Origin of the sequence: Pectobacterium sp. CHL-2024, assembly GCF_044751765.1 — a bacterium.
Lineage (GTDB): Bacteria > Pseudomonadota > Gammaproteobacteria > Enterobacterales > Enterobacteriaceae > Pectobacterium > Pectobacterium brasiliense.
Genome location: NZ_JBIXKO010000007.1, coordinates 1 through 16,912, shown reverse-complemented (window position 1 = coordinate 16,912; position 16,912 = coordinate 1). Strand labels below are relative to the sequence as shown.

17 protein-coding genes are annotated in these 16,912 nt (G+C 52.9%); 13 read left to right on the top strand and 4 right to left on the bottom strand.

Going from position 1 to position 16,912, the window contains the following annotated elements:
• The first annotated feature begins 10 nt into the window (after positions 1–10).
• The 7 genes from ACIPUG_RS12185 to hemB all read left to right on the top strand — a co-directional run bounded on the left by ACIPUG_RS12185 (position 11) and on the right by hemB (position 5,896).
• The gene (locus tag ACIPUG_RS12185) at positions 11–634 is read left to right on the top strand and encodes an SCP2 domain-containing protein (protein WP_010283805.1); all 624 of its coding nucleotides are present in this window, start codon (positions 11–13) and stop codon (positions 632–634) included.
• Entirely contained in the window at positions 631–2,271 is a 1,641-nt protein-coding gene (gene ubiB, locus ACIPUG_RS12180; RefSeq protein ID WP_014913780.1) for a ubiquinone biosynthesis regulatory protein kinase UbiB, read from the top strand. The genes ACIPUG_RS12185 and ubiB overlap by 4 nt, the downstream gene beginning before the upstream one ends.
• Positions 2,272–2,353: 82 nt before the next feature.
• Complete coding sequence (gene tatA / locus ACIPUG_RS12175; protein ID WP_039285211.1) at positions 2,354–2,614, top strand: Sec-independent protein translocase subunit TatA; 261 nt, start codon at positions 2,354–2,356, stop codon at positions 2,612–2,614.
• Positions 2,615–2,617: 3 nt separating this feature from the next.
• A complete protein-coding gene (tatB, locus tag ACIPUG_RS12170; RefSeq protein WP_014913782.1) occupies positions 2,618–3,211 on the top strand; it encodes a Sec-independent protein translocase protein TatB in 594 nt (197 codons plus the stop codon).
• 3 nt (positions 3,212–3,214) lie between these two features.
• On the top strand, positions 3,215–3,967 hold the full coding sequence (gene tatC, locus ACIPUG_RS12165) for a Sec-independent protein translocase subunit TatC (protein WP_010283812.1): 753 nt from the start codon (positions 3,215–3,217) through the stop codon (positions 3,965–3,967).
• A gap of 106 nt (positions 3,968–4,073) precedes the next feature.
• The gene (gene tatD / locus ACIPUG_RS12160; RefSeq protein WP_400338564.1) at positions 4,074–4,856 is read left to right on the top strand and encodes a 3'-5' ssDNA/RNA exonuclease TatD; all 783 of its coding nucleotides are present in this window, start codon (positions 4,074–4,076) and stop codon (positions 4,854–4,856) included.
• Between the two features lie 17 nt (positions 4,857–4,873).
• The gene (gene hemB, locus ACIPUG_RS12155) at positions 4,874–5,896 is read left to right on the top strand and encodes a porphobilinogen synthase (protein WP_010283816.1); all 1,023 of its coding nucleotides are present in this window, start codon (positions 4,874–4,876) and stop codon (positions 5,894–5,896) included.
• Positions 5,897–6,039: 143 nt separating this feature from the next.
• On the opposite strand, the gene rfaH is transcribed toward hemB, so the two are convergent.
• On the bottom strand, positions 6,040–6,528 hold the full coding sequence (rfaH, locus tag ACIPUG_RS12150; protein WP_010283819.1) for a transcription/translation regulatory transformer protein RfaH: 489 nt from the start codon (positions 6,526–6,528) through the stop codon (positions 6,040–6,042).
• A 200-nt stretch (positions 6,529–6,728) separates the two neighbouring features.
• On the opposite strand from rfaH, the gene ubiD reads away from it, so the two are divergent.
• Both ubiD and fre read left to right on the top strand, forming a co-directional pair.
• Positions 6,729–8,225: a 4-hydroxy-3-polyprenylbenzoate decarboxylase gene (gene ubiD / locus ACIPUG_RS12145; RefSeq protein WP_039501920.1), complete on the top strand. Its 1,497-nt coding sequence runs from the start codon at positions 6,729–6,731 to the stop codon at positions 8,223–8,225.
• Between the two features lie 52 nt (positions 8,226–8,277).
• On the top strand, positions 8,278–8,979 hold the full coding sequence (fre, locus tag ACIPUG_RS12140; RefSeq protein WP_010283824.1) for an NAD(P)H-flavin reductase: 702 nt from the start codon (positions 8,278–8,280) through the stop codon (positions 8,977–8,979).
• A 97-nt stretch (positions 8,980–9,076) separates the two neighbouring features.
• Here fre and fadA read toward each other — a convergent pair whose 3' ends face one another.
• Positions 9,077–10,240, bottom strand: coding sequence for an acetyl-CoA C-acyltransferase FadA (fadA, locus tag ACIPUG_RS12135; RefSeq protein ID WP_400338563.1), 1,164 nt, complete (start codon positions 10,238–10,240; stop codon positions 9,077–9,079).
• Positions 10,241–10,251: 11 nt separating this feature from the next.
• On the bottom strand, positions 10,252–12,441 hold the full coding sequence (gene fadB, locus ACIPUG_RS12130; protein ID WP_400338561.1) for a fatty acid oxidation complex subunit alpha FadB: 2,190 nt from the start codon (positions 12,439–12,441) through the stop codon (positions 10,252–10,254).
• Positions 12,442–12,626: 185 nt separating this feature from the next.
• Between fadB and pepQ the strand changes: the two genes are divergently transcribed.
• The 4 genes from pepQ to hemG are packed head-to-tail and all read left to right on the top strand — an operon-like array spanning position 12,627 to position 16,624.
• Positions 12,627–13,958 (top strand): Xaa-Pro dipeptidase, encoded by a 1,332-nt coding sequence (gene pepQ / locus ACIPUG_RS12125; protein WP_400338560.1) that lies wholly within the window; start codon positions 12,627–12,629, stop codon positions 13,956–13,958.
• On the top strand, positions 13,958–14,569 hold the full coding sequence (locus tag ACIPUG_RS12120; protein WP_014913789.1) for an IMPACT family protein: 612 nt from the start codon (positions 13,958–13,960) through the stop codon (positions 14,567–14,569). Before pepQ ends, ACIPUG_RS12120 begins: the two co-directional genes overlap by 1 nt.
• Before the next feature lie 42 nt (positions 14,570–14,611).
• Complete coding sequence (gene trkH / locus ACIPUG_RS12115; RefSeq protein ID WP_010298674.1) at positions 14,612–16,063, top strand: Trk system potassium transporter TrkH; 1,452 nt, start codon at positions 14,612–14,614, stop codon at positions 16,061–16,063.
• 21 nt (positions 16,064–16,084) lie between these two features.
• Complete coding sequence (gene hemG / locus ACIPUG_RS12110; RefSeq protein WP_039285229.1) at positions 16,085–16,624, top strand: menaquinone-dependent protoporphyrinogen IX dehydrogenase; 540 nt, start codon at positions 16,085–16,087, stop codon at positions 16,622–16,624.
• A gap of 56 nt (positions 16,625–16,680) precedes the next feature.
• Here the strand turns inward: hemG and ACIPUG_RS12105 are convergent.
• Positions 16,681–16,912 (bottom strand): hypothetical protein (locus ACIPUG_RS12105; RefSeq protein ID WP_400338405.1); only part of this gene is annotated, 232 nt, incomplete at its 5' end.

The window sequence follows — 16,912 nt, the reverse complement described above, 5'->3', positions numbered from 1 at the left end:
GGAAACGCCAATGCTGATAACGTCTTTTCTGACTGCTACGCTGGAAACCGCGCTGAATCAGCTGCTTTTTCACGATACGGTTTCTTGCGATCGAAGCATGAAGTCTGCCCGCCAGCGCTTACAAGGGAAAACACTTCAGATCGAGCTGGCTGAACTGGATATGCCCTTGGTGCTGGTGTTTAACGAACAGCGGCTGGACGTGATCAGCCAATGGGGCGAGCCAGCGGATTGCTGCCTGAAAACACGCGTTCCGGTTCTGATGAAATTACGCGATCGTCAACAGCTATCGTCGCTGATGCGCAGCGGCGAGCTGGTGATAGAAGGCGATATTCAAGTTGTTCAACAGTTCATCGTGCTGGTTGATCTGGCGGAGTTCGATCCGGCGGAGTGGTTGTCCCCCTATCTGGGCGATATTGTTGCTCAGGGGCTTACCCAAACGGCACAGAAAACCCTGAGTTTCCTGAGACGCTCATTCCATCAGCAGCAACATTTCTTGTCTGAGACGCTAACGGAAGAGTGGCGACTGGCTCCGGGAAAACTGGAAAACGCCTGGTTCCATGAGGAAATTGTTGCGCTGGATAAATCCGCCGATACGTTGTCCGAACGGCTGGCGAAGCTGGAGGCTTTACGATGACGCCCAGTGAATTACGCCGCCTTTACGGCATTGTGCGTGTGCTGTTGAGCTATGGTCTGGACGAACTGATTCCTAAAATGCGTCTGACGCTGCCGCTACGTGCGGGCCGTCGTCTGCTGTTCTGGTTACCCAATCGTCACCGGACTAAGCCTTTAGGGGAACGTCTGCGTTTGGCGCTTCAGGAACTAGGGCCCGTGTGGATTAAGTTCGGACAAATGATGTCCACACGCCGCGATCTGTTCCCACCGGCTATCGCCGATCAACTGGCGATGTTGCAGGATAAGGTTGAGCCGTTTGATGGCAAATTGGCGCGCGAGCAAATTGAGCTGTCGATGGGCGGAATCCCCCTTGAAGAGTGGTTTGATGATTTTGACATTAAACCGCTGGCCTCTGCCTCGATTGCACAGGTGCATACCGCCTGTCTGAAAAGCACGGGAAAAGAGATCGTTATCAAGGTTATTCGCCCGGATATTTTGCCTGTCATCAAGGCGGATATGCGCCTGATGAAACGTCTGGCGGGGTGGTTGCCGCACCTGTTGCCGGATGGTCGTCGCCTGCGTCCGCGCGAAGTGGTGCTGGAATATGAAAAAACGCTGCTGGATGAGCTGAACCTGCTGCGAGAAGCGGCAAACGCCATCCAACTGCGGCGTAATTTTGAGAACAGCCCGATGCTGTATGTGCCGGAAGTTTATTCGGATTACTGCAGTGAAGGCATGTTGGTGATGGAGCGAATCTACGGTATTCCTGTTTCTGATGTCGACGCGCTGACAGCCAATGGCACGGATATGAAGCTACTGGCAGAACGCGGCGTTCAGGTTTTCTTCACGCAGGTGTTCCGCGACAGTTTCTTCCACGCAGATATGCACCCCGGCAATATCTTTATCAGCTACGAGCACCCGGAAGACCCGCAATACATTGGTATTGATTGCGGCATCGTTGGTTCGTTGAATAAAGAAGATAAGCGCTATCTGGCTGAGAATTTCATTGCCTTCTTCAACCGCGATTATCGCAAAGTTGCCGAACTGCATGTGGATTCGGGCTGGGTGCCTCCAGACACCAATGTTGCCGATTTTGAGTTTGCTATTCGTACGGTCTGTGAGCCGATCTTTGAGAAGCCGTTGGCAGAAATTTCGTTCGGCCATGTATTATTGAATCTGTTTAATACGGCGCGTCGCTTCAATATGGAAGTACAGCCTCAGCTAGTGTTGCTGCAAAAAACGCTGCTGTATGTCGAAGGTGTGGGGCGGCAGCTTTATCCGCAGCTCGATCTGTGGAAAACCGCCAAGCCGTTTTTGGAAAATTGGCTGAAACAACAGGTCGGTTTGCCTGCGGTTTTCCGTGCGCTCAAAGAAAAGGCGCCATTCTGGGCTGAAAAATTGCCGGAAGTCCCTGAATTATTTTATGACGGGTTGCGTCAGCATAAGATGTTAAAGCAAAGCGTCGATCAACTGGCCTATGAATTGAAGACGCAGCAGTCTCGTCAAGGGCAGTCACGATATCTTTTGGGTATTGGCGCAACGTTGCTAATCAGTGGTACGTTATTACTGATTAGCCGTGTTGAAGCCGATATGGTTCCCTCGGGGTTGATGGCCGCAGGAATTGTTGCCTGGATTATCGGTTGGCGTCGAACTCGTTGAAGCAGATCATGATGCACGCCAGAATTACCCGATATAATAACGAGAATTCTGTCGTTCCCCTTTTTGAAAAGAGGTAAATGTTATGGGTGGTATTAGTCTCTGGAACCTGTTGATTATCGCAGTCATCGTCATCTTACTGTTCGGAACCAACAAGCTGAGAACGCTGGGTTCGGATCTGGGTGCATCTATCAAAGGCTTTAAGAAAGCGATGGGTGACGATCAGCCGTCTACTGGCGCAGACAAAACGCAGCCAGATGCCGATTTCTCTACCAAGTCTATCGCTGACAACCAATCAGACGTCAAGCCAGGCGAAACGAAGAGCCAGCATAAAGAGCAGGTGTAATCTGTGTTCGATATCGGTTTTGGTGAATTGCTATTGGTGATGGTTCTTGGCCTGATTGTCCTCGGGCCGGAGCGTTTGCCTGTGGCAGTCAGAACGGTTGCAAGCTGGATTAGGACGCTGCGTTCGCTGGCGTCTACGGTTCAGAATGAGCTGTCGCAGGAACTGAAACTCCAGGAGTTTCAGGAAAGCCTGAAGAAAGTCGAAAAAGCCAGTTTGCAGAACCTGTCGCCTGAGTTGAAAGCCTCAATGGATGAACTCAAAGAAGCGGCAGAAGCGATGAAACGTGGCTATACCGAGACAGTGTCGCCGCAAAAGCCAGATGACCACCAAACGTCAGAAGGTCATCGCGCGACGGCGGAACCGCAGCACAGCACCCCGCTGAGCGATCCCGAAGCGGCCTACGATGGGGTGATTGAAGCGGAAACCGCAGTACGTCCGGCAGTCAGTCAGCCTAAACCTGAAAGCGCTACTGTGGCTGAACATCACCATGATGGTCACAACGCCGCGAGTGATGACGCTGTCAGCAGCGATAATGTCAAACCTGAGCAGTCCCAGTCTTCTGCTGTTTCTGCCCGCCAACCGAGCGATAGTCGTTAGTTTATGGCCGATGAAGAGACTCAACCGCTAATTAGCCACCTGATTGAGCTACGTAAGCGGCTACTGAACAGCATTATCTGTGTGCTGGCGGTATTTATTTCGCTGGTGTACTTTGCCAACGACATTTATCAACTGGTTTCCGCCCCGCTCATTGAGCAATTACCTGCGGGTGCCAGCATGATCGCGACCGATGTCGCCTCGCCTTTTTTTGCGCCAATAAAACTGACGATGATTGTCTCAGTGTTTGTCGCTGCGCCGCTGGTGCTGTATCAGGTGTGGGCATTTGTGGCCCCAGCCCTGTATAAACACGAGCGTCGCTTAATGATGCCGTTGCTGGTCTCCAGTAGTCTGCTGTTTTATATGGGCATGGCGTTCGCGTACTTCGTAGTGTTCCCGCTGGCGTTTGGCTTTTTTGCGAAAACCGCGCCTATTGGTGTGCTGATTGCGACGGACATCAATAACTACCTCGATTTTGTTATGGCGCTGTTCATGGCGTTCGGGATATCGTTTGAAGTTCCAGTTGCCATTGTGCTGCTCTGCTGGAGTGGCGTGGTGACGCCGGAAGAGCTGAAAAGAAAGCGCCCTTATATTTTGGTCGGCGCGTTCGTTGTCGGTATGTTGCTAACGCCACCGGATGTTTTCTCGCAGACGCTGCTGGCGATTCCCATGTATCTACTGTTTGAAATCGGCGTCTTCTTCTCGCGGTTTTATGTTGGCAAAGGCCGACGCGCTGAAACCGAAGAGCCATCGCAGTAACGAACGGTTTCCTGCGGTAGGACGGTAAAATGACCTCTCTTTGAGAGGTCTTATTTTTTTATTCGCCAGCGTAAAATCGGCGAACGGTCACGGGCAGGTGAGAGTCATGTTTGATATCGGTGTCAATCTAACCAGTTCTCAGTTTGAAAAAGACAGGGAGCAGGTCGTCATCCGGGCAAAGGAAGCGGGTGTCAGCGGCATCTTGATCACCGGAACAAACGCTCAGGAAAGCCATCAGGCCATGTTACTGGCACAAGCCTACCCCGATTACTGTTGGTCAACGGCAGGCGTTCATCCGCATGATGCCAGCCAATGGAATGACACCATCGCTGAGCAGCTTCATCAGATGGCAAGCGCCGCCTGCGTGGTTGCCATTGGCGAATGCGGGTTGGATTTCAACCGTAACTTTTCGACGCCAGAAGAGCAGGAACGGGCATTCAGTGCGCAGCTAGCGATAGCGGCCGAACGCTCCATGCCGGTTTTCCTTCACTGTCGTGATGCCCATTCCCGCTTTATCTCTCTGCTGACGCCGTGGTTGAGTCAGTTACCTGCCGCTGTCGTTCACTGCTTTACCGGCAATCGTCATGAATTGGATGAGTGTCTGGCTGCGGGGCTGATGGTCGGCATTACCGGCTGGGTTTGCGATGAGCGTCGCGGACTTGAGCTGCGCGCCTTACTGCCGCATATTCCTGCCGATCGGCTGTTGGTGGAAACCGACGCACCTTATCTGTTACCCCGGGATTTACGCCCTAAACCGGCCTCCCGCCGTAACGAACCCTGTTATCTGCCTCATATTATTCGCCAGATTGCGGAGTGGCGTGGAGAAGATGCCACATGGTTGGGACAGACAACAGATGAAAATGCCCGCCGGGTTTTCCGGCTGGCCTGATTCAGGAGAATAATGACATGAGCACTGCTTTTCCCGGCACTTTCCCCGGCCGACGTATGCGTCGCATTCGCCGCCATGATTTCAGCCGCCGCCTTGTTGCTGAGAATCAACTGACGGTGAATGATTTGATTTATCCCGTTTTCGTGATGGAAGGGACAAATCATCGTCAGGAAGTGCCTTCAATGCCGGGGGTATACCGGATGACTATCGACGTGCTTCTGAAAGAAGCCGAAGAGATCGCTAAGCTCGGCGTTCCGGTTCTGTCGCTGTTCCCCGTTATTGAAGCGGATAAGAAATCGCTCTATGCCGAAGAAGCCTATAACCCGGATGGTCTGGTTCCTCGCACAATCCGCGCGTTGAAAGATGCCGTCCCAGAACTGGGTTTACTGACGGATGTGGCGCTCGATCCCTATACCACGCACGGGCAGGACGGGATTATCGATGCGGATGGCTATGTGATTAACGACGTCACCAAGGAGATTTTGGTGCGTCAGGCGCTGTCCCACGCTGAAGCTGGAGCCGAAATTATTGCGCCTAGCGACATGATGGACGGTCGCATCGGTGCTATCCGCGACACCCTCGAAGCGCAAAACCTGATCAATACCCAGATCATGGCGTACTCGGCTAAGTATGCGTCGTGCTATTACGGGCCTTTCCGTGACGCCGTGGGCTCAGCTGGCAATCTGAAAGGCGGCAACAAGAAAACCTACCAGATGGACCCGGCTAACAGCGATGAAGCCTTGCAAGAAATTGCGCAGGATTTGCAGGAAGGTGCGGATATGGTGATGGTCAAACCGGGGATGCCTTATTTGGACGTGGTGCGTCGTGTCAAAGATACCTTCGGCGTGCCGACGTTTGCTTATCAGGTATCTGGTGAGTACGCGATGCACATGGCGGCAATTCAGAATGGTTGGCTGCAAGAGCAGCCAGTAGTGATGGAGTCTCTGCTGTGTTTTAAACGCGCGGGTGCAGATGGTGTGCTGACTTATTTTGCCAAACGTGTCGCACAGTGGCTGCACGATCAGCATATGCAGCGCTAAGTCTGTTCTCATCCGGCGCGGCAAGCGCGCCGGGTAGGGCAAACAGACAAGGAACGTCGAGCTAAGCTTTTCGAAGGACTACATTTTTCGAAAGACTATTTTTTCAAAGGGCTATGTTTTAAAAGGATTATATTTTACAAGGACTAGGCTTTGCGAAACTCGCGGTTATCGATGCTCTGTCTGACCTGTTTATTCAACATATTCAGCAACAGCATCGAGCGGGCTTCGCCGTCAGGCTCGGTGTAGATAGCCTGAAGACCAGAGAAAATACCGTCGGTAATGACCACGCTATCGCCGGGCTGTGGCGTCAGTGGGTCAATGATTCCCTGAACAGGGCGAAGTGACAATTCATCGATAACCTGCTGCGGAATGGTCGCGGGCAGTGCACCGAATCGCACAAAGTTGCTCACCCCGCGCGTCGCGCTGATGGTGGTGGTGTGGATGCGTTCGGGATCGAACTCCACAAACAGGTAGTTCGGGAACAGCGGTTCACACACTTCCGTTCGTTTACCACGAACGATCTTATCCAGCGTGATCATCGGGCTCACGCAGGTGACATCCTGACGTTCCAGATGCTCTTTCGCTCGCAGCAGTTGACCACGTTTACAATACAGTAAGTACCAGGCTTCCATAATTTCGCAGACTTATGATTCCGACGAGCAAGCATAACAAAAGCGAGCACGGATAAAAAATTTTCGGCAGATATTTTTGTTACCACATTTTGGCGATCGGATTCTTGATAGCGAGCAGATTCTTACCATAAATAGGCGCTTCGGGAAGCGACAGGTTGGCGAAGAGACTTTATAATAGCCAGAACGATAGACTGCCCCCGATGAATAGCATGAAATACCGTGACTTACGCGAATTCCTCTCACTGCTGGAAGAGAGAGGGGAGTTGAAACGCATTACCCAGCCCATCGATCCCTACCTTGAAATGACGGAAATTGCCGACCGAACGCTGCGTGCGGAAGGCCCTGCGCTCCTGTTTGAGAACCCCAAAGGCTATGACATGCCGGTGCTGTGCAATTTATTTGGCACGCCGAAACGTGTTGCATTGGGAATGGGGCAGGAAGACGTCAGCGCATTGCGTGAGGTGGGCAAGCTGCTGGCGTTTCTGAAAGAGCCGGAGCCGCCCAAAGGGTTCCGCGATCTGGTGGATAAAATGCCGAAGTTCCGTCAGGTACTGAATATGCCAACGAAACGCCTGTCTTCTGCGCCGTGTCAGGAACAGATTTGGCAGGGGGATGACGTTGACCTGCGCCGGATTCCGGTGATGCAGTGCTGGCCGGAAGATGCTGCACCGCTGATTACCTGGGGGCTCACCGTGACGCGCGGGCCGCATAAAGAGCGGCAGAATCTGGGGATCTATCGCCAGCAGGTGCTGGGTAAAAATAAACTGATCATGCGTTGGCTATCTCATCGCGGCGGCGCACTGGATTTCCAGGAGTGGTGTCAGGAAAATCCCGGGCAGCGTTTTCCGGTGTCTGTCGCATTGGGCGCTGACCCCGCGACGATCCTCGGTGCGGTGACGCCAGTCCCTGATACGCTATCGGAATATGCCTTTGCGGGGTTGTTGCGCGGGCATAAGACAGAAGTGGTGAAGTGTCTGTCGAACGATTTGGAAGTCCCCGCCAGTGCGGAAATTGTTCTGGAAGGCTATATTGAACCGGGAGAAATGGCAGCGGAAGGGCCTTATGGTGACCATACCGGCTATTACAATGAAGTCGATCACTTCCCGGTCTTTACCGTCACGCATATTACTCAGCGCCAGAATGCCATTTATCACTCGACTTACACCGGCCGTCCACCGGACGAACCTGCTGTTTTGGGCGTGGCGTTGAACGAAGTTTTCGTGCCGATCCTGCAAAAGCAGTTTCCTGAGATTGTTGATTTTTATTTGCCACCGGAGGGTTGCTCTTACCGTCTGGCGGTCGTTACCATGAAGAAACAGTACCCTGGCCATGCTAAACGCGTCATGATGGGCGTTTGGTCTTTTTTACGCCAGTTCATGTATACGAAATTTGTCATTGTCTGCGATGATGACGTTAATGCGCGTGACTGGAACGACGTCATATGGGCGATCACGACGCGTATGGATCCGGCGCGCGATACGGTATTAGTAGAAAATACGCCGATAGATTACCTTGATTTTGCCTCGCCGATTTCTGGCCTTGGCTCCAAAATGGGTCTGGACGCCACCAATAAATGGCCTGGCGAGACGCAGCGCGAGTGGGGTCACCCCATCAAGAAAGACCCGCAGGTTTGTGCCCGCATTGATGAAATATGGGATGAACTGGCCATTTTTAGTGACAGAGAGCCTCGGCGTTAAGGGCTGCTGCTCTGTTCTCAGTTTTGCTTTTATGACCCTATAGAGGGAATGCATGACAACATTGAGCTGTAAAGTGACTTCGGTCGAAGCCATAACCGATACGGTTTATCGCGTTCGTTTGTTACCTGAAGCGCCGTTTTCCTTTCGGGCTGGTCAGTATTTGATGGTGGTGATGGGCGATCGAGATAAACGTCCTTTTTCACTGGCATCGACCCCGATGGATAAAAATTTTATTGAGTTGCACATTGGGGCGTCCGAACTGAATCTTTACGCGATGGCCGTGATGGAACGCATTCATAAGGAAAAATCCCTGACGGTCGATATCCCGCACGGCGAAGCCTGGCTGCGGGAAGAGAGCACGCGCCCCTTGGTGTTGATTGCGGGCGGAACCGGATTTTCGTATGTGCGTTCTATTCTGCTGACCGCGCTGGCGCAGCAACCCGAGCGTGATATCGCTATTTACTGGGGGGGACGTGAATCCCAGCATCTGTATGACTTAACCGAGCTTGAAGGCTTTGCGGCCAAGCACCCGAATCTGCGCGTAGTGCCGGTAGTCGAGCAGCCGGAAGCAGGATGGGATGGCAGAACGGGGACCGTCCTGAGTGCGGTATTGCAGGATTACGGCTCACTGGCAGAGCAGGATATCTATATTGCTGGTCGTTTTGAAATGGCGAAAATTGCACGTGAGCGTTTTTGTAACGAGCGCGGTGCGCTGACAGCGCATATGTTCAGCGATGCGTTTTCGTTTATTTAAAGCAGTCGATAGCAGTAAGACATAAGCAGCAAAATAAAAATCCCACGGCTGTGGGATTTTTGGTTTCTAGTCGTGCTCTGGCAGAACTTTCCTGTGTTTAGACGCGCTCAAATACCGTCGCAATGCCTTGTCCCAGCCCGATGCACATCGTCGCCACGCCAAACTGAGCGTCGCGGCCTTCCATCAGATTAATCAACGTGGTGGAGATGCGTGCGCCTGAGCAGCCGAGCGGGTGACCCAGCGCAATCGCGCCGCCGTTGAGATTGACCTTTTCATCCAACTGTTCCAGCAGCCCCAGATCTTTAATACAGGGTAGCGTCTGGGCGGCGAAGGCTTCATTCAGTTCAAAGATGCCGATATCGGTCAGACTGAGCCCTGCTCGTTTCAACGCCAGTTTGGTCGCGGGGACGGGGCCGTAACCCATAATCGAAGGATCGCAGCCAACCACGGCCATCGCTCGGATGCGAGCCCGTACGGGTAAGCCTAACGATGCCGCGCGGGATTCGCTCATGATCAACATGGCTGCCGCACCATCGGATAACGCCGAGGATGATGCGGCTGTCACCGTACCGTTAACCGGATCGAACGCGGGTTTGAGTGCCGCAAGGCTATCGACGGTGGTGTCTGGGCGAATGACCTCATCATAATCGAAACGTTGAAGCACGCCGTCTGCAGCATGGCCCGCCGTGGGGATGATTTCATGACGAAACGCTCCTGACTGGGTGGCGCTGTGGGCGCGCTGGTGCGAACGTGCGGCGAACTGATCCTGCATCTCACGGCTAATATTGTGCATACGCCCCAGCATCTCAGCCGTGAGCCCCATCATACCTGCGGCTTTAGCTATGGTGCGGCTCAGCCCCGGATGAAAATCGACGCCATGATTCATCGGCACATGGCCCATATGCTCAACGCCACCGATTAAGCAGACATTCGCATCGCCCACCATAATGGCGCGGGCGGCATCGTGGAGCGCCTGCATGGAGGAACCGCACAGCCGATTAACCGTGGTCGCAGGGACGTTCATCGGGATTTCTGCCAGCAAAGCGGCATTGCGGGCGACGTTGAAGCCTTGCTCCAGCGTCTGTTGCACACATCCCCAATAGATATCGTCGATCTCATGGGCGTCCAGCGCAGCGTTACGGCTCAGCAGGCTACGCATCAGATGTGCAGACAGGTCTTCGGCTCTTACCTGGCGGAAAGCGCCGCCTTTGGAGCGTCCCATCGGCGTACGTACGGCATCAACAATTACTACCTTTTCCATATTTCCTGTCCTCATGCCGGTTGACCGTAAGAAACGTCCGCGTGTGGCGCGACCGACGGATAATAGCCTTCATTGCTTTTGGCTTTTTGCTGCAAGCCGTCAGGCACCTGATAGATGGCACCGAGGTGTGCCAGCTGTTGCGCCATCTCGACATAACGTTCGCTACCTAATGTATCCAGATAGCGGCAGGCTCCGCCGTGGAAGGGAGGGAAACCTAACCCATATACCAGCGCCATGTCTGCTTCGGCGGGGCTGGCGACGATACCTTCTTCCAGACAGCGAGCGACTTCATTAATCATTGGGATCATCATGCGCGCGATAATCTCTTCTGCGCTGAACGTTTTTTTCGGCTGGCTGATGTCCTGAAGGATCGCATCTACAGCTTCATCCTGTTCTTTACGCAGCTTCCCCTTACTATCGGTTTGATAACGGTAGAAGCCGTGACCATTCTTCTGCCCGAAACGCTGGTGTTCAAATAGCACATCAATCGCATCGCGATAGTCTTTCGCCATGCGCTGTGGGAAGCCCTCAGCCATCACAGCCTGAGCATGGTGAGCGGTATCAATACCGACAACGTCCAGCAGATAGGCCGGGCCCATCGGCCAACCGAACTTTTTCTCCATGACGTTATCAATATCGCGGAAATCAGCACCGTCTCTGAGCAATAGGCTGAACGCAGCAAAATAGGGGAACAGCACCCGATTCACGAAGAATCCAGGGCAGTCGTTCACGACAATTGGCGTTTTGCCCATCTTGTTGGCGTAAGCCACCACGCTGGCGATGGTTCTGTCGCTGGTTTGAGGGCCGCGAATAATTTCGACCAGTGGCATGCGGTGTACCGGGTTGAAGAAGTGCATACCACAGAAGTTTTGCGGTCGTTTTAGCGACGCAGCCAGTGAAGCAATCGGGATCGTTGAGGTATTCGAAGCCAGAATCGTATTCTCACTCACGTGCGATTCGGTTTCTGCCAACACGTTGGCTTTGATTTTCGGGTTCTCAACCACAGCCTCAACCACGATGTCGGTGCGCTCGAATCCGACGTAATCCAGCGTTGGCTGAATACTGGCCAGAATCGTCGCCATTTTCATTCCGTCCAGCTTGCCGCGCTCCATCTGTTTATTCAGGAGCTTAGCGGCTTCATTCATCCCCAGCGCAAGCGGCTTCTCGTTGATATCTTTCATCCGAATCGGCACGCCTTTGAACGCAGATTGATAGGCAATGCCGCCGCCCATAATGCCCGCACCTAGCACGGCGGCCTGCTGCGGTACGGATGTCTCGCCAACCAGCTTCTTCGCTTTGCCTTTAACATATTGATCGTTGAGGAAAATGCCGACGAGTGCACGAGCTTCATTGGAACGCGCCAGTTGAACGAAGTGCTGCGTCTCAAGCTGCAATGCGTCATCGCGTGTCATGGTCGCGGCGGCTTCGATGGTCTTGACTGCTAGCATTGGTGCCGGATAGTGCTTGCCCGCAGTTTGTAGCACCATCGCTTTGGCGGTGGTAAAGCTCATCATGGCTTCGATCTTATTGAGCTTCAGCGCTTCAAGTTTCGGACGTCGGTAAGCCTGCCAGTCCAGTGAGCCATTAATCGCCTGTTTCAACATCTTGATGGCGGCGGGAACCAGCTTGTCATTGGCGACAACGGCTTGCACCAGCCCCACTTTTAAAGCATCGGCTGCGCCGATGTCTTTGCCTGCGGCGATAATCTCCAGCGCGCTGTCCGCGCCCAGCAGGCGTGGTAGCCTGACCGTGCCGCCAAAGCCCGGCATGATCCCCAGTTTGGTCTCAGGCAGCCCGATTCGCGCATCCGTCGTTGCCAACCGAAAATCGGTCGCCAGCACACATTCACACCCGCCGCCCAACGCATAGCTATTAATCGCGGACAGTGTGGGAACGGGCAAATCCTCAAGGCGGCTGAAAATGTTGTTGGCGAAGACAAGCCATTCATGCAGCTTTTCGGCCGGTGCGGCAAAAAGGGAAAGGAATTCTGTGATATCGGCACCGACAATAAATGCCGGTTTATCAGAACGTAGCAGTAAGCCCTTCAGATTCGGCTGTTCCGCCAGAACGTCCAGCGCTTTACCCAGGCTGGCAACCGTGCGGGTATCTAGCTTGTTTACGGAGCCAGGGGCAGAAAATACCAGCTCGGCAATGCCGTCCTCAAGCCAGTTAAGGTAGAGGGATTCACCTTGATAAAGCATGTTTATCTCCGCTGTTTGTGTGAGTGATCTGGTATGACCAGATAATCGAATTGTGGTTTTAATGTTAACGTTTTGCAAACGAGAGATTAATTTTTTGCCGAATCGATCACAAAGCACCGGACGCTGCCCTTGGGGAATGCCTGTGTTAAAATGGAGAGATCATGTCGTGACGTACAAGGATACTCATGGAAAAGCTGGCTTCTTTATATCATCACCACCTGGCTACGCTGCAAGCGCGTGCTCAGGCGGTTTTAGCGCGCCATCAGCTTGACGCATTACTGATTCACTCTGGTGAGCTGTTGACCGTTTTTCTGGACGATCACGACTATCCTTTTAAAGTTAATCCGCAATTTAAAGCTTGGGTGCCTGTCACGCAGGTGCCGAACTGCTGGCTATGGGTTGACGGCGTTAACCCGCCAAAACTGTGGTTCTACTCGCCGGTGGATTACTGGCATAACGTTGCACCGGTTCCCGAGAGTTTTTGGACTGAAGACATCGATATTACCGTGCTACGGAATGCTGATGATATTGGGCAACTGCTTCCATCGCAGCGCGAACGTGTTGCCTACATCGGCTATGCTCCGCAGCGTGCGCAGGATTTGGGGATTCGTGCAGACAATATTAACCCTCAGGGCGTGCTGGATTATCTGCACTACCATCGGGCTTATAAAACGGATTACGAACTGGCCTGCATGCGTGAAGCGCAAAAGACCGCCGTTATCGGTCACCGGGCGGCGCATGAAGCGTTCCTGTCCGGGATGAGCGAATTCGATATTAATCTGGCGTATCTGACGGCCACCGGTCATCGCGATATTGATGTCCCTTACGGCAATATCATCGCGCTAAATGAACATGCCGCAGTGTTGCACTATACCCAGCTCGATCATCAGGTGCCTTCCGATGTCCGCAGTTTTCTGATTGATGCGGGTGCCGAATATAACGGCTATGCCGCCGATCTGACGCGTACCTATTCTGCGCAGAGTGATGGCGCGTTTGCCCTGCTGATTAAAGATCTCAATCAGGAAATGCTGTCATTGATTGATACCATTCAGGCGGGAGTGCGTTATACCGATTACCATCTTCAGATGCATCAGCGGATTGCGAAGCTGCTGAAATCACATCAGCTGGTGCAGGACATCAGCGAAGAGGCCATGGTGGAGCAGGGGCTGACATCGCCTTTCCTGCCGCACGGTCTTGGCCACCCGCTGGGCTTGCAGGTGCATGATGTCGCCGGATTTATGCAAGACGATCGCGGCACACATCTGGCGGCACCGTCGCAGCATCCTTATCTGCGTTGTACTCGCGTGCTTGAACCCGGCATGGTCATGACGATTGAACCGGGCATCTATTTCATCGAATCCTTGCTTGCTCCGTGGCGTGAGGGCGAATTGCGTCAGCACTTTGACTGGCAAAAAATCGATGCGTTGAAACAGTTTGGTGGTATCCGTATCGAGGATAATATTGTCATCCATGACGGGCGTGTGGAGAACATGACGCGCGACCTGAATCTGGCCTGATGCAAGCGTATCCCATTCCTGCGGCGCCAGTGAGCTTCAGCGAGGAAATCAAGAAAAGTCGCTTTACGACGATCCTGGCGGCAACGCCGGGAATCGACGCGGCGAAAGCGTTTATCCAGCATGTCAGGGAAGAGCATGCTTCGGCGGGTCACCACTGCTGGGCATTTGTTGCGGGGGCGCCTGACGATTCCCAGCAGCTGGGTTTTTCTGACGATGGTGAGCCTTCCGGCACGGCGGGTAAGCCGATGCTGTCGCAGCTGATGGGAAGCGGTATCGGTGAGATTACGGCCGTGGTCGTACGCTACTATGGCGGAATCCCGCTGGGCACGGGTGGGTTAGTGAAGGCTTATGGTGGTGGTGTTCAGCAAGCGCTGAAGCTGCTATCGCTGCAAGAGAAAGTATTGCAAAAAGAGTATGGCTTACAATGTGACTATGCACTGTTGCCCCAGGTGGAATCCCTGATCTTCCAGCTTGGTGGAAAAGTTCTGCATAGTGAGTATGGCGTGGAAGTCGTATTGCGGTTCTCTATCCCCGTTAGGGGAACTGAGGAGGCGGCAATGAAATTACGTGATTTAAGCCGCGGCGCGTTGCATTTATTGCCGATTCCATAATAATCCCAGCGCTTTTTATGAATCATTAAGGAATTCCCTGCGATGCACTTGCGCGCCATAACTCGTATTGTCGGCCAGTTGGTTATCCTGTTTTCCGGGACAATGGTTATTCCCGGACTGGTGGCGTTAATTTACCGCGATGGCGCAGGCCGAGCGTTTACGCAGACATTTATTGTCGCGCTGGCGATTGGCATCATGCTGTGGTTACCAAACCGCAAACAGAAGCATGAACTGAAATCTCGCGAAGGGTTTCTGATCGTTGTTCTCTTCTGGACGGTGCTGGGAAGCGTCGGTGCGCTGCCTTTCCTGTTTGCTGAACATCCTAATCTGGGCGTAACGGATGCTTTTTTCGAATCGTTCTCTGGCCTAACGACAACGGGTGCCACTACGCTGGTCGGGCTGGATTCACTGCCTAAAGCCATTCTGTTTTATCGACAAATGCTGCAATGGTTTGGTGGGATGGGAATCATCGTACTTGCCGTTGCCATCCTGCCTATTCTTGGTGTTGGTGGGATGCAGCTTTATCGCGCGGAGATGCCGGGACCGTTGAAGGAAAACAAAATGCGCCCGCGTATTGCTGATACAGCAAAAACGCTGTGGCTGATTTATCTCTTACTGACGATTGCCTGTGCTGTCGCGCTTTGGCTGGCTGGCATGCCGGTATTCGATGCGATTGGCCACAGTTTCTCTACGGTGTCCGTCGGAGGGTTCTCTACCCACGATGCTAGTATCGGCTACTTCAATAGCCCAACGATCAACACCATCATCGCGATATTCCTGCTGATTTCCGGCTGTAACTTTGGCTTGCACTTTGCCCTGCTGAGCGGTCGCAGCCTGAAGGTATACTGGCGTGACCCAGAATTCCGCATGTTCATCTTTGTTCAACTGTCGCTGGTGGCCGTGTGTACGATTGTCCTGTGGTTCCACCACGTTTATGACAGCGGGATGCAGACGATCAATCAGGCGTTCTTCCAGGTTGTCTCCATGGCGACAACGGCAGGGTTTACCACGGATAGTATTGCATCGTGGCCGCTTTTCCTGCCGGTTTTGCTTCTATGCTCTGCATTCATTGGCGGGTGTGCGGGCTCAACCGGGGGCGGCTTGAAAGTGATTCGTATCCTGCTGCTTTTCCTACAAGGGTCGCGTGAGCTTAAACGGTTGGTGCATCCGAATGCGGTTTATACGATTAAGCTGGGTCATCGGGCGTTACCTGAACGCATCCTTGAAGCCGTGTGGGGATTCTTCTCCGCGTATGCGCTGGTTTTTATTGTCAGCATGCTGGCCGTCATTGCGACAGGTGTTGATGATTTTTCCGCGTTTGCGGCGGTCGCGGCCACATTGAATAACCTGGGGCCGGGGCTAGGCGTCGTTGCTGAGAATTTTACTTCGATGAATGATACGGCGAAATGGATTCTGATACTGACGATGCTGTTTGGTCGTTTGGAAGTCTTCACTCTTTTAGTGCTGTTTACGCCAACCTTCTGGCGGGAATAGTCCCCATAAGGATAAAGAACAATGAAAGCTTTGATCGTGTTTTCGAGTCGGGATGGGCAAACAAGAGCGATTGCCTCCTATATTGCAAATACGCTGAAAGGAACCCTGGAGTGCGATGTGGTTAACGTACTCAATGCGAATGATATCGATCTGGGCCAATACGATCAGGTCCTGATTGGGGCATCGATTCGATACGGGCGCTTTCATCCTGCGGTAAATCAATTTATCCGTAAGCATCTGACTTCTCTACAGCAGCTACCCAGCGCATTCTTCTCCGTGAACCTCACTGCGCGTAAGCCCGAAAAACGCACGGTACAGACCAATGCCTATACGCGTAAGTTCCTGCTGAATTCTCCCTGGCAGCCAGATTTGTGCTGCGTGTTCGCTGGCGCCCTACGCTACCCACGCTACCGCTGGTTCGATCGGGTAATGATTCAACTCATTATGCGTATAACGGGGGGCGAAACAGATAGTACTAAAGAGATTGAATACACAGACTGGCAGCAGGTTTCCCGTTTCGCTCAGGATTTCGCTCAATTAGCGGCGAAAAATCCGGCATAACGGCGTCTTTTAATTCGCTTTGCTGAAAAAATCCCCACTCGGTAATTTTTTTGCATTTAGCGCTTGTCAGCCGCCGAGAAGTCCCTATAATGCGCCTCCACTGACACGGCAACAGCGACACGCCGTTGCGGTGACAGGAAAAAAGATTCAACGAAGGCAGTCAGTAATGACTTGACTTCACAGCGGAAAAGCATAGTATATGCAGCCCGCGCCACCGATGAAGTGGCACTGCTCTTTAACAATTTAATCAGACAATCTGTGTGGGCACTCACAAGACCGTATCTTAAC

Coding starts and splice junctions, on each gene's coding strand:
- rfaH (WP_010283819.1), bottom strand. CDS start 6,528: ATGGAAGCCTGGTACTTACTGTATTGTAAACGTGGTCAACTGCTGCGA.
- hemB (WP_010283816.1), top strand. CDS start 4,874: ATGAGCACTGCTTTTCCCGGCACTTTCCCCGGCCGACGTATGCGTCGC.
- pepQ (WP_400338560.1), top strand. CDS start 12,627: ATGGAAAAGCTGGCTTCTTTATATCATCACCACCTGGCTACGCTGCAA.
- tatA (WP_039285211.1), top strand. CDS start 2,354: ATGGGTGGTATTAGTCTCTGGAACCTGTTGATTATCGCAGTCATCGTC.
- ACIPUG_RS12120 (WP_014913789.1), top strand. CDS start 13,958: ATGCAAGCGTATCCCATTCCTGCGGCGCCAGTGAGCTTCAGCGAGGAA.
- fre (WP_010283824.1), top strand. CDS start 8,278: ATGACAACATTGAGCTGTAAAGTGACTTCGGTCGAAGCCATAACCGAT.
- tatD (WP_400338564.1), top strand. CDS start 4,074: ATGTTTGATATCGGTGTCAATCTAACCAGTTCTCAGTTTGAAAAAGAC.
- trkH (WP_010298674.1), top strand. CDS start 14,612: ATGCACTTGCGCGCCATAACTCGTATTGTCGGCCAGTTGGTTATCCTG.
- hemG (WP_039285229.1), top strand. CDS start 16,085: ATGAAAGCTTTGATCGTGTTTTCGAGTCGGGATGGGCAAACAAGAGCG.
- ACIPUG_RS12185 (WP_010283805.1), top strand. CDS start 11: ATGCTGATAACGTCTTTTCTGACTGCTACGCTGGAAACCGCGCTGAAT.
- ubiB (WP_014913780.1), top strand. CDS start 631: ATGACGCCCAGTGAATTACGCCGCCTTTACGGCATTGTGCGTGTGCTG.
- fadA (WP_400338563.1), bottom strand. CDS start 10,240: ATGGAAAAGGTAGTAATTGTTGATGCCGTACGTACGCCGATGGGACGC.
- ubiD (WP_039501920.1), top strand. CDS start 6,729: ATGAATAGCATGAAATACCGTGACTTACGCGAATTCCTCTCACTGCTG.
- fadB (WP_400338561.1), bottom strand. CDS start 12,441: ATGCTTTATCAAGGTGAATCCCTCTACCTTAACTGGCTTGAGGACGGC.
- tatC (WP_010283812.1), top strand. CDS start 3,215: ATGGCCGATGAAGAGACTCAACCGCTAATTAGCCACCTGATTGAGCTA.